Genomic DNA, 17,370 nt, shown 5'->3' on the forward strand with positions numbered 1-17,370 from the left:
AGGTCAGTACTCCCGGCCGGAGAGCGAGATGGACAACGAGGCGTCCGCGGCGGGGGTAACGATCGCGTCGGCCTCGACGAGGACGCAGTACCGCGCGCAGTCCAGCAGCGGGAAAGCGAGCGGCAGCCCATCGCGACCGTACGCGTCCGTGCTCGTCCCGTACGCCCCCGCGCACTCCACGGTCGCCCGGCCCACCTGCCCGTCGAGAGTGAGCACGCCGCCCGCTGGTACGTACCCGATCTCGAAGACACTGTGCGGGCGGCACCGCTCCTCCTCCGCGACCTGAGCGCACGTCATGCCCTCATGCGTGGAGCTCCGCTCGAAGAAGGAGACGGTGACCCGGCGCAGCTCCCGGCTCCCCGCGTGCACCTCGATCATCGGCACCGACCCGAACCAGCGCGGCCAGTCGCTCAAGTCCAGCTCGTACGCCTGAGAGTTCACCGCGAGTGCGCGCCGGAAGCAGGTCTCCGGCGGGGGCGGAACCGGCGGGGCGGGCGTGGTGCACGAGGGGTCGCCGCAGACGTCCCGCTCGTCCGGGCACTCCGCGAGCCGACACGTCGCGCAGGGGCGCTCGGTCAGGCTGTCGTCCAGCCAGACGACCGAGCAGTCAACCTCGGAGCCGTCGCCCTCGGCGGCCTCGACCCTCACCGTCCCCGGCGCGCACGCCGCGTCCGTGAGCTCCAGACAGACCGGCTCGGGCGCCAGCGGCTCGTCCTTCGGATGCACGCACCACACGACGCACTCCGACCCGTCGTCGGTCGGCACCTCCACGTCCAGCACCCGCACTGGATCGGTCCACGCCCACGGCGTACCGGCAGTGAGGACGAACTCGACCTGGAGCATGTCCGCTCCGACGGAGCAGCCGCCGGAGCCGGAGCAGCCCCCGCCACCGTGCCGCGCCGTCACGGTGGGCCCCGAGACGAGCGCGACGCGCCGCAGCGTCCGCCGATGCCGGGCCGCGAACTCCTCCGGATCGGCAGCCTCCCCGCTCGGGCAGCAGTTGAACAGGCTGAGGCAGTCCCCGCCGCACCCCGGGCCCGTACACCCCTCCAGGGCGCGCCCGAGCCAGCGCAGCCCGTACTCCACCCCGCAGCACGAGGAGCCCAGGAGGACGCCGCTGACCGTGAGGGTGCGGGCCCCGACGTTGGCCGGGCCGAGCGCGGCGCCCCCGGTCACCGCTGCCGAAACGGAGCGGCTGACGGGGGAGTCGTCGATGCCCTTCACGTCCAGGACCAGGAGCCCGGCGAAGTCGGCGGACTCCGGGACGTCCGGGTCCCACCACGGCGCCGCGTCCTCCTCGGGCGTGGTGTACGGCTCATCGCCCACCAGGGCCGCGTCGAAGGTCTCGCAGCCGCACGGAGATGCCTCGGTGAGCGGACTTCCCACTGTCTCCAAGTAGCGGGAGAGCCGCGCGTGGTTGGCGATTTCGGTCCCGCTCAGGGTCAGGTACCACTCCAGCACGGACGCGCGCCCTTCTCATGCGAAGAGCCCGGCCCGGAACCAGCGGCGTGGTCAAGGGTAGGCCGAAGGGTGCGCGACCAGCCGCACGCATCCGGCATGCGCGGTGACCCAGATCACAACCCTCGATGGTTGTTTAGCAAGTTTGCTTGCGCTCGGCGGGCAACTGTGCATTCAGGCATTTGCCCAGCTATAAGGCCGTCGCGAACCTGACGGCCCGTCGGTTACGTCACGCCGAACACGATTGGGAGAGGCGTGGACCACGCAGTGTCCACCTTCACACCGCGCTCGAAGTAGTTGCGCTAGGGGGTCCCGCGGTGGGCGAATTAGGTGACGCCCAGTCAGGGCACCCCAGCGTCCACGCAGCAGCTGCATAAAGCTGCGGCCCCCTGCCACGAACAAGGGGCCGCTGGGTATGACTCTTCGAACGGAAAGGTAATACCGCCATGCCTCACGGTACCGGCAGACAGCCAGACCGCAAGACCGGCACAGGGGAGACCCACCTCACGCGGGCCCTGCACCGCCTCACGCGCGCCGCGTCCAGTGCCGCGACCGCCGTGTGCCGCCTCATACGCATCGCGTCCCGCGCCGCGACCATCCTGGCCATCCGCATCATGCTCAGGCCGCGCCGCTACCTCGCCACCGCCTGCGGCGCGACGGCCACCCTCGCCCTCGGCGTCGGTCTCTTCTCCGGGGCCGTGAGCGCCGAGAGGACGACTGCCCTGGCCACAGCCGTCGCGGCTGGCGCGGCCATCACCAGCAGGGGCGGCCCCGGGCCCGACCGACGCTGACCCCACGCGGTGGCCCCGCCCGCAGGGCGGGCCCCGGCCGCCGGTCAGATCCCGGCCGACAAGGCGAGACGGTCGATCACTCGGTGAGCCGTCGTCTCGGCGGACCCGACCTCGTGCAGGTTCCACGTGTGGTGATGCACCGAGCGAGGCCCGACAGGCGCCGGAGCGGGCCCGGCGTCCGCGCCGATCACCTGGAGCAGCCCGGAGTGCTCGACGAGCTGCCGCGCGCGCTGCGGGCGGGTCAAGGGGATGATGACCTCACGCCCTGCCTCGCCTACGAGCGCCGGTGTCGGGCCGTCCACGATGCCGCCGTTCGCGAAGGGCAGCAGCTTCCGTACCGGGCCGGGCAAGCCGTTCTTGATCTTGCCGATGATCCGGCCGCCGATGTCCCCGATACTCGCCACGATCCGCCCTCCCAGCCCCGAGAACATCGAAACGACACCGCTGATCAGGCTGCTCACCGCGGACCGTGCAGAACCGGCGGCCGAGCGGAACACGCCCGCGATGCGACCGGGCAACGAGGCGAGCGCGCTGCCGATCCGGCCAGGCAGCGACGCGAAGAACGAAACGGCACTCGACCCGAACGAGCGGGCCGTGGAGAGCGCGGAGGTGCCAGCCGACCGGAAGGCCCCGAGCACGGCACTTCCCAGGCTGGACAAGGCGCCCGCGATCCGTCCGGGCAGGGTGGCGAAGAAGGAGACGGCGCCCGAGGTGAACGAACTGATCGCTGCCGTGGTCGTGCTGAACCCCGAGACGAAGGCGGAGACGAGGAGGGCCCCGAGGCTCACCAGCGCGTTTGCGATCATGCCGGGCAACTGGAAGAAAAGCCCGACGATCCCGGCGAGGGCGGTGAGCACGACGATGCCCAGTCCCGCCACCGCGTTCACGAACAGGTCGACCAGCAGGCCCGGGAGCGCGGCGAGCCCGGCGAGGATCTGGCCCGGCAGAGCAGTGAAGAAGGTGACCAGCCCGCTCGCCCCGGCCTGGATCGCGGCGACGCCAGCCTGCCAGGCGCCCACGAAGAGCTCGGCGATCATCGAGCCGAACGCAGTCAGGCCGGCGAGGATCATGCCGGGCAGGCCCACGATGAAGCCGACGACCGCCGAAAGCCCGGTGATCAGGCCGGATGCAGCGGTGACGATTCCGCTGATGATCGGTACGACCGCGCTGATCGCCAGCCAGGACGCGAAGGCGACCGCGACTTGTAGCACGAGCCCTGCGACCTTCACCAGTAAGACCGCGATCGGCGACAGCGCGACGACCAGTTCGGCCATTGCGGGGAGCAGCGGCACGATGGCCTGCTGCATCGCCGCGAACGCCTCGACGAGCTGCGGAACCATCGGTACGAGCGCGCCGGAGATCGACGCGACGACGGGAGCGAGGGCACCGGCGAGCTGCGCTAGTGACCCCGCCACAGACCCGAGGACGGGGGCAAGCCAGTTGAACAGGCCCCCGAGCGTGCCGCCGCCCGCGAGCAACGGAGCGACCGCTTGCCATAGCGTCTCGAACGCGCCAGAGATCTGCGGCAAAATGGGCAACAATGCGCCGGATAGTGCCGAAATGATCGGCTCGAAGAGCTGAGCGAGACTCCCGAGGACGGGAGCGAGAGCCTCGCCCAGGACGCCGACCAGTTGCCCGGCGAGAGGCAGTAACGGCGCGAGCGCTCCGAGCGCGGCAGCGACCGCGCTACCCAGAGGTGCGAGCGCGGGCCCCAGCGCGCCCAGCCCGTCGGCGAGCGCCCGCGCGACGGGCATGAGCCCTCCGGCGAGGCTTGCCACGATCTCGGCGACGAGCGGCAGCAGCGGCCCCAGTGACGACAGCAGGGTGGCCACCGCCTGCCCCGCACCACCGAGCGCCGGCCCCAACCCCTCGAAGGCCGAGGCCAGCCCTTCCGCGACGCCCGTCAGTGCGGGCGCGATCGCAGCGAGCGCGGGGCCCAGCGCCTGGACCAGCCCGACCAAGGCGGGGCCCAATGCGGTGAAGACCGGGGCGAGGGCTGGGGCGATGGCCCCGAGCTGCGTGACCAGCGCACCGATGATCGGGCCGAGTTGCGCGCCGATCGTGGCGACCGTGCGGAAGACGCTGCCGAGCGCTTCCTGCCCGGCGGCGCTGTTGACGAACTCGCGCGCGCCGGCCGTCAGATCAGCGAACCGGGCGAGGAGGCCCGCCCCGGCACCCTCCGCAGAGCGGAAGGCGCCGGCGATGATGCTCCCGATGTTCGAGGCGATCGCGCCGAGCTGCTGGAAGACGCCGAGCGCATCGCGCACCCCGTCCACGGCCCGCCCCGAGGCCGCGAGCGTTGAGAGCCAGGTGCCGAAGTCGGCACCGGTCTGCGCGATGCGCGCGCCCGCCGCAGGCCCAAACGCCTGGAGGACCGCCCCCGCGATGTCGAGGAAGCCCTTCGTCAGCGGGGCGATGGCGGTGGACAGTCCGGAGGCGGCGGCGCGGGTGCCCTCCAGGATCGTCCGCAGCGGCGCGAGAGCCTGCTGCGACCCCGCGAACTTCAGCCCCTCACTGGCCGCCCGCCCGAACTCGCCTGCCAGGCCAGAGAGTTGAACCCGAAGCGGGAGAAGGTTCTTGAGCGCCCCGGAGATGTCGCCCGCGAACTGCTTGAAGAAGCTCTGCTGGACCGCCTGCTGGACGGCCGACAGCTCCGGCCGCAGCGCGCGAACCGACTCGACGGCCGACCGCGCGGCCGGCGCCAGCTTCTCCAGCGCCTCCGCGTACTTCCCGGCATCGTCCCCGAACGCGGCCGACAGCGCCTCGCCGACCCCGAGCGTCGCGAGACGAAGTGTCTGGAGCGTGGCCTGTAGGCCGAGGACAGCGGCCGGGAGCGCCGCGACGATCCCTGCGGCTGGTGCGAGAGCGGCGAGGAAGGCCCCGATCCCGGAGGCCGCAGAGGCCGCCGAGATCCCGACCGCCCCGAAGATCAGCAGCCCCTTGAGCGCCCCCGCGAGCTTCCCCGCCATCCCCGTGACGGCGCCCATCGCCCGCCCGAGCCCCTGGCCGAGAACGGACGAAAACCGAGAGAGGACCGACCGGTCCAGATCCGGCTCGACACGAACATCAAGCGCGGGCGGACGGTGCGCGCGGACCCGAGCATCGAAGCCCGAGAAGTCCGGGACGACGCGGACGGAGACTTCCAGCCCGCGCAGCCCCCGGAGCAGGGCCGCGTCGAAGCCCCGCAGGTCGGGCTCGACGGGCACCTCGATCGCGGCGAAGCGCCCCCGCAGCCCGCGCACCAAGGCCGGGTTGAACCCGCGCAGGTCCGGCTCGACCTGGACCTGGACCCGGATGTCGGACAGTGCCGCGCGCAGGTCCCGCTCGAAGCCGCGCAGCCCTCGGCGCAGCGCCGCTCTGATCCGGACGCCGAGCGCGCGTGCCTCCTCGGGCACGCCCGAGTCATCCAGCTCGATCCGGATACGTGCAGAGGCGTCGTCGTCGGCCACGGGGCACCGGCCTCACCAGGAGAGGTGGTGCCCGGCCCGAAACCAGACGGCGCCCCAGCTTTCGGCCAGGGGATTTCAGACTAGCGGGAGCCCTGCCGCATCCCAGAGACCTGCTCGTCCTCGGCGGCGAGCTGCGCCAGCAACGCAGCCGTCGAAGCTCCGGCGGCCCCGGCAGGCGCGGCGGCGGCCCGGCGCCGCCCCCCGCGCTCTCCACGAGGCGGCGCGTACAACACGGTACGGATACGGGCCCGCTCCGCGTCGTCCTCGGCCGCCGCGTACATCGACGCCTCCGCAGCGCTCAGGAGGCGCGCGAGCGTCCACGAGCGGGGGTCGATCCCTTGGAGCGCGAGGGCGCCGTCCCACTCGTCCCACCCCTCCGCGATGCTCGCGACGAGTCGGTCGACGACGTAGGAGGGCGCCCGCCCCCGTACAGGTCACCGACCCACTCCACCAGTTCGAGCAGGACCCGCATGGGCAGCCTCATGCTGGCGAACCGCTCAGCGGACTCCGGCAACATCAACTTCGCGAGAAAGGCACGCGTCGCAGCGGTGACGTCACGGGCCTGCGCCGCGTCCATGTCGTCATCGCCGGCCGCGCGACGCGCGTCCAGGATCTCCTGGTAGGCATCGAGGTAGTCGTCCCCGTCGACCTCGGGTACGAAGGCCAGCTCGTCATCGCCGATCTCAGCGATGTGCGGCTCGGTACGCAACGCGAAGTTCTTGCTCGCCACGGCGGGCACCCTTCTTGCGGATTGTGCCCGGCCCGAAACCAGACGGCCCCGTCAGGGTAACTCCACAACCTGTTCCGCTTCCCGCTGAACCAGGCCCCCTGCACAGCGGTTACTCCTGCCAGAGGTCGGCGTGGATGGAACACTCGCGTCAGCGCCATGGGAGAGGATGTGGAAGCAGCGATGAGACGGATCGTCTTTTCGCCCATGAGGCGGCATAGGAATGCTTCTTTGGATGCCAGGATTGAATCCATCCGAGGCGATTTGGGCATTCTTGGATACTCGTGGATTACTTCCCTTCCCTTGCATATATGCGTGGCATTGCGCGAATCCAGCAAGTGGACGGGTCGGGCGCTTATTCACTGGATGGGTGGTTTTTGGTTTCTCTGGACGGTGGGATCGATTGCGGCGGAAAGGTTAATGGAGGGTTCTATGCCTCGTCTGGGGGCTGCCCAAACCGTTCTGTTTTTCGCCGCACTCTATGCGTACATCCTGACTCTTTTTGCCCCTGCGCAGGCGCGGCGCTATCGGCTAGTAGAAGCCTGCGTAAGGGCCATTGAGGCTTGCGCTGCGGCTCACGGGAGGGGGAATCTGCAACATGCGGGGTTGAACATGGTCTCGACGCGCGTGAGCGCAGTTGAGCAGGCCATTTTCCGTGCGCCGCGCGCGTTGGGACTGGTTGGGCCTACGCGCCGTTCGCGACGTGACGTGCTCAGGCAGCACGCCAACGCCGTGGTTCTCGCTCTGCGAGCGAGCGAGGAGGGGCTCGATGGCCGACGCAAAGACGCCTGTCTAGGGGAGCTGGCGGGCCTGCTACTCCAGATCGCCTCCAGTGCCGCTGCCGGTCGGATCGGCGAACTCCTCCCTGAGAGCGCTACCGTCGCCTACGAGGGTATGCGCGTTTCCGATTGGGCGCCGCTGCGAACCGTCTGTGTAGCAGCGGCAGTCATCGCTACGGCCCTGGGAGTAACACTTCTTGGTCTTGAGGCGCCCATTGCCGAACTCGTTATCACGTGCGTCTTTGCCGTAGCGTCGCTTCTGGCGTTCGGCCGCAACTGGCAGCGCATGACTCACCTGCTCGATCTGTTTCGACCAACCTGACAAGCGCTCGATTCAGAGACCTTCTCGCAATGCTCGCGAAAGGAAATCATTCGCCCGCGTCCCCGGATGATGGACGACCGCTGCGAAGACCGTGCGCCCTCCGGCCTGGAACCGCAGCGCGCGCGCCCTGCGGGGACGGATGATGTGCGGCGCCGTGCCATGAAGGACGTACCGGCTGGCCGGGTGTGTGCTCGTGATGATCGCTTCCATGCCTCGACCACGCCCCTCGACCCGCATCGTGATGCCCCGCGCCATGCTGCCCGGCGCGTACGCGCGCGCCAAGTCCGCGACGCGCTCGGCGCGACGCCGCAACGTCTGCTCGCCGACGCCGCCGAGCAGCCTCTCCGCGAAGCGCGGCCCGATCGACACCTCGACCTTCACGACACCTCCTCAGCGGGGCACGGAGCGCATCCTGACAAGGCGACGGTGACGCGCTGCTCGACACCGACGCAGCCGCCCTGCGGGCCGACAATCCGCGACTCGCCCATGAGGAACCGTCGCCCCCGCCGACCGCCCGTCTGCGGCAGGCAGCACAGCAGCGCGGTGTAGATCGTGGACGCGTCGGTGTGCGTGATCCGCGCGGCGGCGGCCTGCTCCTTGCAGGTGGGTGGGCACCCGCGCTCGTCGATCACCGGCGCGCACCGCAGCAGGGTGACGACCAGCTCGGCGGCGAGCGTCGAAGGTGGGGTGCACCCGCGCGTGCCCAGGACGGACCGGTCCTGCTCCGGGAACGAGGACGAAGGGAAGAGACGAGCGACGTGCACGGTGAGTTGGCCGCCGGCCCCGGAGCTGCCGCACGGGTCGTCGCAACCGTCCCAGGCCGGGGCGCCCGGCACCACGCACGCGCGACACGGACAGCCGGGCTGCCCGTCGACCTCGGCCTCGGTCGCGTCCAAGGCGCTGCACACGCACGCCAGGATGGTCTCCGCCATGTCGTGCACGGTGTACGGAGTCAGGGCCATGTGGTCTGCCTCGGGCGCCGGAAGTCGGGGGAGTAGACGCGCGCGGGGGAAGCGAGCCGGTAGGGGTTCACCGTGCTGAGCCACAGGTCACTGAAGGGGAGTCCAGTCCTGCCGTCGGTGAAGATCATGGTGGGATCGGCCAGTTCCACCGTGACGCCCTGACGCACGGCCCGGGTGACGTTGCCGGGGAGCCGGCACGGCCCGCAGGACCCGGCGGCCTCGGGGCACGCCTTGATCAGCTCGCAGGTCAGCTCGGACACGGCGGCCGTCGCGGACTCGTCCAGAGGCAGCCCGGTGCGGTAGGTGATGGCGGCGGTGCCCGGCTCGGTCGGCGGCGCGGCCATGTCCTGGCAGACCGGCCAGCACTCCCCGTCCACGCGGACCAGCATGTTCGCGGAGTCGACGCGGTACGCCTCGGGCACAAGGGCCTCGCCGTCGACGAGGACCTCGACGATGTCGTGCACCGGACCGTCGAGGCGTACCTCGCACAGCTCCGTGCACGAGCACGACGAGCGACACCCGCACGCGCGCGCGTTGCGCCAGGCGCCGTCCGCGCCGAGGTAGGGCACCCACCCGCCGGTGCTCGGCCCGGCGTAGCGCGCGGGCATGAGCGTCTCGGCGCAGGACCGGGCGCACGGTCTCACCGTGATCGGGCACGACGGCCCCCACCGGCGCCCGGACATGCGCCACAAGATCTGCGAGGCGACCATCCGCCACCGGTCGATGACGGCCTGGTCCAGGTCTTCGGGCAGGTCGCAGCACAGCTCGACCGGCCAGGGCTCGCATACCTCGTGGCGGGGCATCAGCGGGGCCCAGTCTCGTACGGGCCCGGCTCGGGGAAGCGGGCCCGGATGTGCGCTCCGACCTGGCCGTGCGCGAAGCTGTCGGGCAGGGTGCTCAGGAACGGGACGCTGCGAGGGAAGGCGGGCCCCCTCGTGAGGATCTTCGGGTCGCTGATCTCCCGGCCGCCGAGCTGGTGCATCATCCCGTACAAGGTCCGCTTGTGCAGGACCTCCAGGTGCGCCCCGGTGTCCAGCGTCTCCAGCACCTGCGCCTTCCGCATCGGCATCGGGACGTGCAGCTCGTAGGAGAGCGGCCGGTGGTGGCCGAGCTGCGCGAGCAGGACCCGGGTCTCGCGCAAGCCCCGCAGATACCGGCCTCGGCCGCGAGTCGCGTAGTACGCCTCGACGCGAGCGAGAGGTCCCCGGTGCAGCACCGGCATGCGGTCCAGCGGGCGCATGATGAAGAAGTCGTCGTTGAAGTAGAGGAAGCCCTCGGCGACCTCGGGGTGCTCGGCCGCCGCGCGCAGGTTGGCCGTCGAGCTCTGGTACTTCGTGGCCCTCGGCGGGACCGGGATGCGCCCGACACCTCGTACCCAGGACGGGCAGTGCCCCGCAATCCACACCCGCGCGTGCGGCAGGTGCGCGAGAGAGCGCAGCGAGTACCGCAGCTCCTCGTTGCGGTCCCCGGGCTTGACCACGTACACGATGTCGGGCGCGGCGGGCATCGTCAGGACACCTCGCACAGTTCGCCCGCGACCGGCACGTACGTGGTGCTCGTCTCGGGCGGCTCGACGGTTGTGGTGAAGATCCGGCGGTGGCAGGTCGAGCCGAGCGGCGCGAGCATCGGCCCAGGGGTTCCGGCTGCGTCCTGCGCCATCACGTCGTACGGCCCCATGCCCCATTTCCCGCCCGCACGCGTGGCTCCCGTAAGGGTGAAGTTGACTGCCTCGCCTGCGAGTTCGAGGTCACCGATGATCCCGTTGGTGATCCACGGCATGATGCCGTACAGCCACGCACCGTCCGCAGCGTCGTCTTCGCAGACGTCCTCACCGAGCACGTCCGCCCAGAATTCGAGCGCAAAACCCGAGCGGCAAGGGATTGAGCAGGAGTCGAAACCGATCGGCCGGCCCGCGTAGTCGTAGAAGACGGGGCTCCCGGTCATCAGCTCGATCAGCTCGGGCGACGCCTGGAAGAAGGTGTAGGTGACGTCGAAGTTGTTGAAGGTCGGGCACGCCTTCTTGTACCCGCACTGGCGGCCGTTCCCGGCCTTGAAGGTGATGTCGTCGCCTTCGTCGATGTTCGCTTCCATCTGGAGGGAGGCGTGGCAGTCCGTCACGTACGAGGCTTCGGGGCCGCAGACGGGGCGACCGCAACCGTCGATGCGCGTGACCCGCACCACGTCGATGTTGCTGATAAGGGGAGCCGGCATGGCGAGCCTCCACGGTGAGTGGGAGGCCCGGCCCGAAACCAGACGGCTCGCGAGTACGAGTGTAGGCGCGCGGCCCTGCGGCGCGCCTACACGGAAGGGTCAAGAAGAGATGTCGCTCTCGTGCCCGGACATGCGCCGGGCCGTTGCCTCGGGCACACCAGCGGTGCGAAGCGCCTCGTAGTCCTCCTGGCAGCGGGCCTGCGCGCGGGAGCGCTCCTCGGCCAGGTGCGTGTCCCGACGGGTGGCTAGCTTGGCCACGTAAGCGGTGTGCTCCTCCTCGGTGACGACACGGCCCGGCTTCGCGAGCACGGGCGGCGCGTCCCCGCCGGTGACAGCCTGGATGCGGCCCGCCGAGCCGTCCTCGTAGAGCACCCAGAACGTGCGCGACTCGGCATCGACATCGACGGGAGTGGGAGCGGTGGCCATGATCAGACTCCGATCAGGAGAACGCGGATGTAGACCTGAATCCTGTTGTAGGTGGCGCCGCCGATGCCTCGACCGAGGGTGATATCGAAGGGCAGGGCGCGGGTCTCGCCGACCTCTAGGGCGTCCGCGAGGCCGAAGCACTTCGTCGTCTGGACGTGGAAGTCCTGCTCCACCGTCGTGCCGGTGTTGCGGTGGAAGATCATTTCGTCGCCGCCGTGCCCGTACGCGGCGCCCGCTCCCGCCGGGAGGTCGAAGTCGATGTCCACCTCCCGTTCCAGCCAGACCAACGCGGGGCGGCAGCCCGGATTGGTCACGGTCGTCGTGAAGGTGTCGCCCGGCTGATCGAAGCCGGCGGGCACCACTAGATTCGGGTAGTCGCGGGTCTCGGTGTAGCTGAAGGCCGCCGCGAAGCCTCTGGGCTCCGAGCGCAGCACACCCGTGCTGTCGCACGCCACGACGCCGCCGATGTCGTCGACGCTGCACTCGTACGGCCACATTCCCGTGGCCGCCATGAGCGGGGCAGTATCCGTGCCCGCCCCGGCGAGGCCGCACCCGGACACCAGATCCGGCGCGACCGGCTGCCCCGACGCCCCGATGACGTACGGCGCGGTGGTCGAGCCGTCACCATCGACGGTGATACCCGGGCCCGCGATCACGCTGCACCCGCAGTACCGCTCCTCGCAGCAGCTCATGATTCCCCCTCCTGGGGTTCGACAGCGATCAGATGGACGGTGACGCCCGCCGCCGGGAGAGCGGCGGCGAGCAGGGAGATCCCCAGCAGCTCCACGACGGCGGCGCCCTCGGCCTGCACCGTCGTGGATGAGGCCGAGTTCGCGGTGACGCGGACCGACCGGAAGCCGCCGCCGTCGCCCTGGACCGCGACCGAGACGACTGGCGCGGCCTCGAAGGGCGGCTCCCAGGCGACGACCGCCTGGCCGCTGCTGGTGGTGACGGCGGTCGCGCGGGCTACCCGCACACCGGGACCCCCCGGCACCCCGGGCGGGCCCGGCGGCCCGGGAAGGGCGAGCCCGGCGCTCGTCCCGCTCACAGGACCACCCCCGCAGTCCACGCCACGGCCACCGGCCCGTCGCCCGCAGTTACCGTGAGCGGACCTGTCAGCGCGGCATCGGTCTCCCGCGCCACCGACCAGCCGATGCTCTCGCCCGCGACCATGCCGCTCACCCCGTCCGCTGTAGTCACCATCGCCGTGCCGCGCGCCACGACCGATACGGACTGGAGCAGCGGCACCGTCTGGGCGTCCCAACTCGCGCCAGGCGGGAGGACGAGCCTGTGAGCCTGCACACCACGCGCCGGCGGGCCCGCAGCGGCAGGCCCTTCCTCGACCGGCGCCACCGGCTCGTACGGGCCCGTCAACCCCGGCGCGTACGTCCCCACCGTGCTGAGAGCACCCGTGCACGCGTCCACCGCGATCAGCTCGACATACGGCACGTCACCGACGCCGTCGCCATCCGTGTCGTCCCACCGGCACTCCTCGTGCAGGAATTCCGTGCAGTCCTCGCCGGGGGACTCCTCGTCCGGGGCGGGCCCGCAGACCCCGACCGTGCCGGACGCGGTGTACGGGGTGGAGCCGTCGAGGGCGGTGTCGATGGCCGATACCGCCGTGGCGATCCCGGGTGTGTAGACCAGGTGCCGCAGGAAGCCGGTGACCGTCCCGTCCGGGGCGGTATCGCACAAGGCGAGTGTCTCGGTGGTCGGGCAGCAGTCCCCACCGCTGTTATCGGCCGGGACGCACTGGCCGACGGTGCCGGTGACGATGTAGGGCTGGCCGCTCAGGGTGCTGTCGGAGGTCGCCACTACCCGCCCGGTCTCGCAGTCGGTGACCACCGACCGGAGGAACTGCACTGGCGTGCTGGCTTCACAGCCTTCCAGGGCCACGGACGCGGTGAACTGGTCGGCGGTCCAGCCCTTCGCGGTGCCGTGGAATGTCTCCAGGATCACCGCGGCGTACAGGGTGCCGGCGGCGAGGTCGGCTGCGGTGACCGGCACCGTGACGGTGAGAGTCTGCACGTGCCCGACCGGCGCGTACGTGGTCACGTCCTGCGCGGCCAACAGCGTCGTGCCCTGGTACAGGCGCAGCGCGCCGTCCCATAGCTGTCCGGCGCCGGGCCCGTTCTGGGTGACGCGTACGGAGACGGTGAGTGTGCCGGAGGCGCTGTCGCAGCCGGCCGGGGCGGCGGTGATGCGACCGGTGGCTACGGGGTTCACCTGGCCGGGGCCGGTGCCGGCCGGCCAGGTGAGGGTGCCGCCGGTCCACAGCGGGGTGTACGGGCCGGACAGGTCCGGGAACTGCGCCGGGGCCAGGCCGACGTCGGCGCCCGTGGCATCCGTGATGTCCGGGGACACGGTGACGGTGGAGTCGGCCGGGGCGTCGCACAGCAGCACCGAGGCGGTGTCGCGGCACGGCTCGGACCCCGGGCCGCAGATCCCGACCGTGCCGGACGGTGTGTACGGCGCGAATCCGTCGAGGGCGGTGTCGGTGACGGCGGCGGGCTGCCCGCCGCTGCCGTAGGTGATGTGCCGCAGGAACGGGCTGCTGCTGCCGTCCGGGGCGATGTCGCACAGAGTCAGGACCTCGACGTCCAGGCCGCTGCCTGCGCCCGCACCGCAGCCCGTGCCGCACGGCACGAGGTCGCCCTCGGGCGGGTCCGTGGCGATGCCCTGGGCGTCCAGCCACGACACAGTGACCGTGCCGTCGCACTCCTGGGAGTACACCTTCGTGTACTGGATCTCTTCGCATTCCTGGGCCGGGCCGAGAATCCACTGCTGTCCGGCCGCGTCCACGACGGTCATCGGCCCGTACACGGTCCGGGTGCCGCCGGTGGAGCCGACATACCAGGCACAGCCAGGCGCGGTCTGCGCCGCCCAGGTCGCACCGGACGGGTCCAGATTGGTGAGGGCCTGCGCCCAGTTCAGGTGCATGCCGGGCGCGGCGGCGGTGCCTTCGCCGCAGGGGCCGCCGTTGAAGGCCCGGCCGCCGCCGTCACCGATCACCTCCTGCCCGTTCACGATCCAGCTCGTGATCGTGTAGCCGCCCCTGGCCGGCTGGCACGGAAACTGCCCGCCTGGGCCCTGGACGCTGCCGCACTGCCCCGGCACACCCTCGATCAGGCTCGTGTTGTCGTATCCGGCCTCGGTGCGGGTGACCGCTCCGACGCACTCGGTGGAGAACGCGGAGGGGCAGGGCGGGTCCTGGCACAGGACCAGCTCGGCGCCGTCCGGCAGCTCGACCGGCTCGCCGGTGGTCGGGTCGGTGAGGCGCTGGAGGGTGCGGTCGCCGGTCTGGTTGTCGTAGACGCGCTCGACCAGGACTTGCGCGGTCACGGTGCCGGTGGCGGGGTCCACCGCGCACATCAGGTCGGACTCGACGTCCACGCGGGTCTCTGGCGGCGGGACCGGGCAGCAGTCCTGTGCGGGCCGGCACTGCCCCACCTGGCCTGTGACGGTGTAGGGCTGGCCGTCAAGGGTGGTGTCTGTCGTGGTCAGGGTCTGGCCGGTTTCGCAGTCGGTGACGATCGTCCGCAAGAACTGCACGGCCTGGACGCAGCCGCCCTGCCCGTACTCCACCGTCGCGGTGTAGGCGCTGGCCTCCCAGGACTTCGGGGCGGCAGGCACCCCGCCGCTCCCCGCTTCGTCCCAGGTCTCCAGGTCGATCCAGACGATGACGCCGCTGCTGGCGGTGGCGGCATCGACTGGGGCGGACACGGTCATGTGCCGGGTGGAGCCGACTCCGACAGAGCTGATGATCGGCGATGTCGCCAGCGTGGCCCCGTCTGGGGTGAGCAGGCGCATCCGGCCGTTCGTCAGGATGCCGGGGTTGGGGCCCGCGTTGCGGACCTCGACGGCGGCGGTGACGGTAGCGGTGCCGTCGTCGCACGCGGGCCGGGTGCTGGTGATGATGCCGGCGGCGCAGCGGTGGACTTGCTTCGCACCGGTCGCCGCGTTGCTCGTCTCGGCCGGGAAGACGGTCGTGCCGCCGTCCCACAGGGCTTGGGCGCCGCCGGCCAGGGCCGCGTTGTGGAAGGTGAAGAAGTACGGCGTCGGGTCCGTGTCGGTCGTAGTGGACGTGACCGGGAGCGGCGGGACGCCGTCAGGGGCCGGGTCGTCGCACAGCAGCACCGTGGCGCTGTCATGGCACGGCACGGGCTCACCCGGAGACTCCTCATCATCTGCGCTGGCGCAGACGCCGACTGTCCCGGTCACCGTGTACGGGGTGGTCCCGTCCAGGGTGGTATCGGTGACCGTGACGCCGTCCGCTGTGGAGGTGATGTGCCGCAGGAATGCAGTCACCGTGCCGTCCGGGGCGATGTCGCACAGCGGCAGGACGCTCATGCCGCCGGAGGCGTCTGCCCACTGGTCGCAGACCGGCTCCGTTCGGCAGACGACGACGCTGCCGGTCGGCACGTAGGGGGTCTGCCCGTCGAGTTCGGTGTCCGTGACCGTGGTGACCTGCCCGGCCGCGTCCCGGCACACCGACCGCAGAAAGGTATGTGCGGCCTGACCGACCGTCAGGTCGTGGACGGTAACCCGCCCGGAGGCCCCGCTGTCCGACGGGCGGAAGACCAGCGCTGTGGCGCCAGGGTGAGTGACTGTCGACAGATCTGTCGGAGATGCCTGGTCGGACGCGCACAGGATGCCACTGGCCTCGTCCCACACGTGGTTGGCGTGAACGGTCTGCGGGACACTCCCGGCCGGGAGGACGACGCAGACGCCGGGCCCGCCGAAAGTGATCCCGAAAGCGGCCGTCACCTCCTGGTCGAACGTCCAGCCGCCCTGAGTGCCGGGCAGGCCGGTCAGCCACGTCGGCACGCCGAACCCCGGCGCCAGGCCCGAACGCACCCAGGACACCCCGTTGCTGAGTGTCCCCTGCGTGCCGGCCGGAGGGCTCACCGGCATCGCCACCGGGGCGGGTGCGGTGTCGCACAGCAGCAGCGTGGTGCTGTCCTGGCACGGGGCGGTGCACGTCCCGACGGTGCCGAGCGGGGTGTACGGGGTGGTGCCGTCGAGCGCCGTGTCGGTCGTGGTCACGGTGCCGACCGCCGTGACGTGCAGTCGCCGCAGGAAGGAGGTGGTGGTGCCGTCGTCGGCGATGTCGCACAGCACGAGGACGTCCCCGCTGGCGGAGGCCGCCGTGCTCCCGCCATCGCCCGTCGTGCCGCCCGTGCACGTCTGCACGGTGCCGACCGGCGTGTACGGCTGTCCGTCCAGGGTGGTGTCGGTGGTGGTGATAGTGCCGTCGCAGGCCGAACGGACGTGCCGTAGGAACCGGGTCGCGGTGGGTGCGGGGGTGACATCAAGGCCGATCACGCCGACTGCCGCATTGGGCACGGCACCGTCGATAGCGGTGTACCAGGTGAAGGACGTGACCGGTGAGGTGGTGGTGAACCAGGTGGCCTCAGCGGCGGTCGCACCCTGGCCGCACAGCCGATTCTGGTCCGGGTCCCACACGTGGTGGGGCGCCAGGGAGTCCAGTTGGAGGCCGGGCGGTAGTTGCGCGCACTCGTTGTTGTTGAACGACGCGAATGCGATGCGGAGGTTGACGGGCTGGTCGAAGGTCCAGGTCTGCGGTCCCTGGGGGTACGGCTGCCCCGGGTTCGCCGAGGCCAGGTATCCATTGCCCGCCAGCCACGCCCCGGCGTCCACGCTCCACGTCACCCCGTTGGGGAGCGTGCCTGTCTGGGGGGCGGGCGGCAGGGTGTCCAGCGGGACCGCTGCGGGAGCGGCCTCGCCGGCGACATCGCACAGGACGAGCGGCGCCGACGACCCGCATGGGCCGCCGGGCTCGCCTTCGTCTCCGGGGCAGATGGCCAGGGTGCCCTGGAGGGTGTAGGTCTCGCCGGTGGCCGCGGAGACCAGGCGGACGGAGTCGATACTGCCGTCGTCTGCGTAGTGGTACTCGACCAGGACCAGGCCCAGGAGGGTCGTCCCGTCCGCCGCGAGGTCGCACAGCACACCGGAGACCTGGATGCTGCGGGAATCCCCGCACGCCGCCGCACCAGCCGGGGGCACGCCGGTGGTGTACGCCCCGGTCGTGAGGTTCATCCACCCGGTCTGCTGGGTGTTGCCGGAGCAGTCCCGCTCGATGATGACCGCCAGCGGCGTGCCGTCAGGCAGGCACAGCCCTGTGGTGGCGATGGGCGTGGTCAGGGACGGGCAGTCCGAGCCGCCGCACGAGCAGCCGCCGAACCCTCCACCTACAGGCATCATTTCTCCGATCGGGTCATGCG

14 protein-coding genes are annotated in these 17,370 nt (G+C 71.1%); 2 read left to right on the forward strand and 12 right to left on the reverse strand.

Annotated elements, in window-relative coordinates; genetic code table 11:
• Positions 1–3: 3 nt before the first annotated feature.
• On the reverse strand, positions 4–1,461 hold the full coding sequence (locus SSBG_RS26185; RefSeq protein ID WP_037870674.1) for a hypothetical protein: 1,458 nt from the start codon (positions 1,459–1,461) through the stop codon (positions 4–6).
• 443 nt (positions 1,462–1,904) lie between these two features.
• On the opposite strand from SSBG_RS26185, the gene SSBG_RS26190 reads away from it, so the two are divergent.
• Entirely contained in the window at positions 1,905–2,249 is a 345-nt protein-coding gene (locus SSBG_RS26190) for a hypothetical protein (protein WP_037870675.1), read from the forward strand.
• A 44-nt stretch (positions 2,250–2,293) separates the two neighbouring features.
• On the opposite strand, the gene SSBG_RS26195 is transcribed toward SSBG_RS26190, so the two are convergent.
• Positions 2,294–5,698 (reverse strand): phage tail protein, encoded by a 3,405-nt coding sequence (locus tag SSBG_RS26195; protein WP_008749066.1) that lies wholly within the window; start codon positions 5,696–5,698, stop codon positions 2,294–2,296.
• A gap of 298 nt (positions 5,699–5,996) precedes the next feature.
• The gene (locus SSBG_RS26205; RefSeq protein ID WP_106429383.1) at positions 5,997–6,428 is read right to left on the reverse strand and encodes a hypothetical protein; all 432 of its coding nucleotides are present in this window, start codon (positions 6,426–6,428) and stop codon (positions 5,997–5,999) included.
• A 312-nt stretch (positions 6,429–6,740) separates the two neighbouring features.
• Here SSBG_RS26205 and SSBG_RS33410 point away from each other — a divergent pair, with 312 nt between their 5' ends.
• Positions 6,741–7,526 carry a hypothetical protein gene (locus SSBG_RS33410; protein ID WP_158677816.1) on the forward strand — a complete coding sequence of 262 codons (786 nt, stop codon included), beginning with the start codon at positions 6,741–6,743 and terminating at the stop codon, positions 7,524–7,526.
• Between the two features lie 12 nt (positions 7,527–7,538).
• On the opposite strand, the gene SSBG_RS26210 is transcribed toward SSBG_RS33410, so the two are convergent.
• The 9 genes from SSBG_RS26210 to SSBG_RS26250 form a co-directional block, all read right to left on the reverse strand.
• Positions 7,539–7,907: a hypothetical protein gene (locus SSBG_RS26210; protein ID WP_008749069.1), complete on the reverse strand. Its 369-nt coding sequence runs from the start codon at positions 7,905–7,907 to the stop codon at positions 7,539–7,541.
• The gene (locus SSBG_RS26215) at positions 7,904–8,488 is read right to left on the reverse strand and encodes a hypothetical protein (RefSeq protein WP_008749070.1); all 585 of its coding nucleotides are present in this window, start codon (positions 8,486–8,488) and stop codon (positions 7,904–7,906) included. The genes SSBG_RS26210 and SSBG_RS26215 overlap by 4 nt, the downstream gene beginning before the upstream one ends.
• On the reverse strand, positions 8,479–9,291 hold the full coding sequence (locus tag SSBG_RS26220) for a hypothetical protein (RefSeq protein ID WP_037870679.1): 813 nt from the start codon (positions 9,289–9,291) through the stop codon (positions 8,479–8,481). The genes SSBG_RS26215 and SSBG_RS26220 overlap by 10 nt, the downstream gene beginning before the upstream one ends.
• Complete coding sequence (locus SSBG_RS26225; protein WP_037870681.1) at positions 9,291–9,995, reverse strand: hypothetical protein; 705 nt, start codon at positions 9,993–9,995, stop codon at positions 9,291–9,293. The genes SSBG_RS26220 and SSBG_RS26225 overlap by 1 nt, the downstream gene beginning before the upstream one ends.
• Before the next feature lie 2 nt (positions 9,996–9,997).
• The gene (locus SSBG_RS26230; protein ID WP_008749073.1) at positions 9,998–10,699 is read right to left on the reverse strand and encodes a hypothetical protein; all 702 of its coding nucleotides are present in this window, start codon (positions 10,697–10,699) and stop codon (positions 9,998–10,000) included.
• Positions 10,700–10,798: 99 nt separating this feature from the next.
• Complete coding sequence (locus SSBG_RS26235) at positions 10,799–11,125, reverse strand: hypothetical protein (RefSeq protein ID WP_037870683.1); 327 nt, start codon at positions 11,123–11,125, stop codon at positions 10,799–10,801.
• A 2-nt stretch (positions 11,126–11,127) separates the two neighbouring features.
• On the reverse strand, positions 11,128–11,817 hold the full coding sequence (locus tag SSBG_RS26240; RefSeq protein ID WP_008749075.1) for a hypothetical protein: 690 nt from the start codon (positions 11,815–11,817) through the stop codon (positions 11,128–11,130).
• Positions 11,814–12,101 (reverse strand): hypothetical protein, encoded by a 288-nt coding sequence (locus SSBG_RS26245; protein WP_037870684.1) that lies wholly within the window; start codon positions 12,099–12,101, stop codon positions 11,814–11,816. Before SSBG_RS26245 ends, SSBG_RS26240 begins: the two co-directional genes overlap by 4 nt.
• A 68-nt stretch (positions 12,102–12,169) precedes the next feature.
• Positions 12,170–17,347 carry a hypothetical protein gene (locus SSBG_RS26250; RefSeq protein ID WP_158677817.1) on the reverse strand — a complete coding sequence of 1,726 codons (5,178 nt, stop codon included), beginning with the start codon at positions 17,345–17,347 and terminating at the stop codon, positions 12,170–12,172.
• Positions 17,348–17,370: the final 23 nt, after the last annotated feature.

The sequence above is a fragment of the Streptomyces sp. SPB074 genome, from assembly GCF_000154905.1.
Taxonomy (GTDB): Bacteria; Actinomycetota; Actinomycetes; order Streptomycetales; family Streptomycetaceae; genus Streptomyces.

Coding starts and splice junctions, on each gene's coding strand:
- SSBG_RS26190 (WP_037870675.1), top strand. CDS start 1,905: ATGCCTCACGGTACCGGCAGACAGCCAGACCGCAAGACCGGCACAGGG.
- SSBG_RS26215 (WP_008749070.1), bottom strand. CDS start 8,488: ATGGCCCTGACTCCGTACACCGTGCACGACATGGCGGAGACCATCCTG.
- SSBG_RS26220 (WP_037870679.1), bottom strand. CDS start 9,291: ATGCCCCGCCACGAGGTATGCGAGCCCTGGCCGGTCGAGCTGTGCTGC.
- SSBG_RS26225 (WP_037870681.1), bottom strand. CDS start 9,995: ATGCCCGCCGCGCCCGACATCGTGTACGTGGTCAAGCCCGGGGACCGC.
- SSBG_RS26230 (WP_008749073.1), bottom strand. CDS start 10,699: ATGCCGGCTCCCCTTATCAGCAACATCGACGTGGTGCGGGTCACGCGC.
- SSBG_RS26235 (WP_037870683.1), bottom strand. CDS start 11,125: ATGGCCACCGCTCCCACTCCCGTCGATGTCGATGCCGAGTCGCGCACG.
- SSBG_RS26240 (WP_008749075.1), bottom strand. CDS start 11,817: ATGAGCTGCTGCGAGGAGCGGTACTGCGGGTGCAGCGTGATCGCGGGC.
- SSBG_RS26250 (WP_158677817.1), bottom strand. CDS start 17,347: ATGCCTGTAGGTGGAGGGTTCGGCGGCTGCTCGTGCGGCGGCTCGGAC.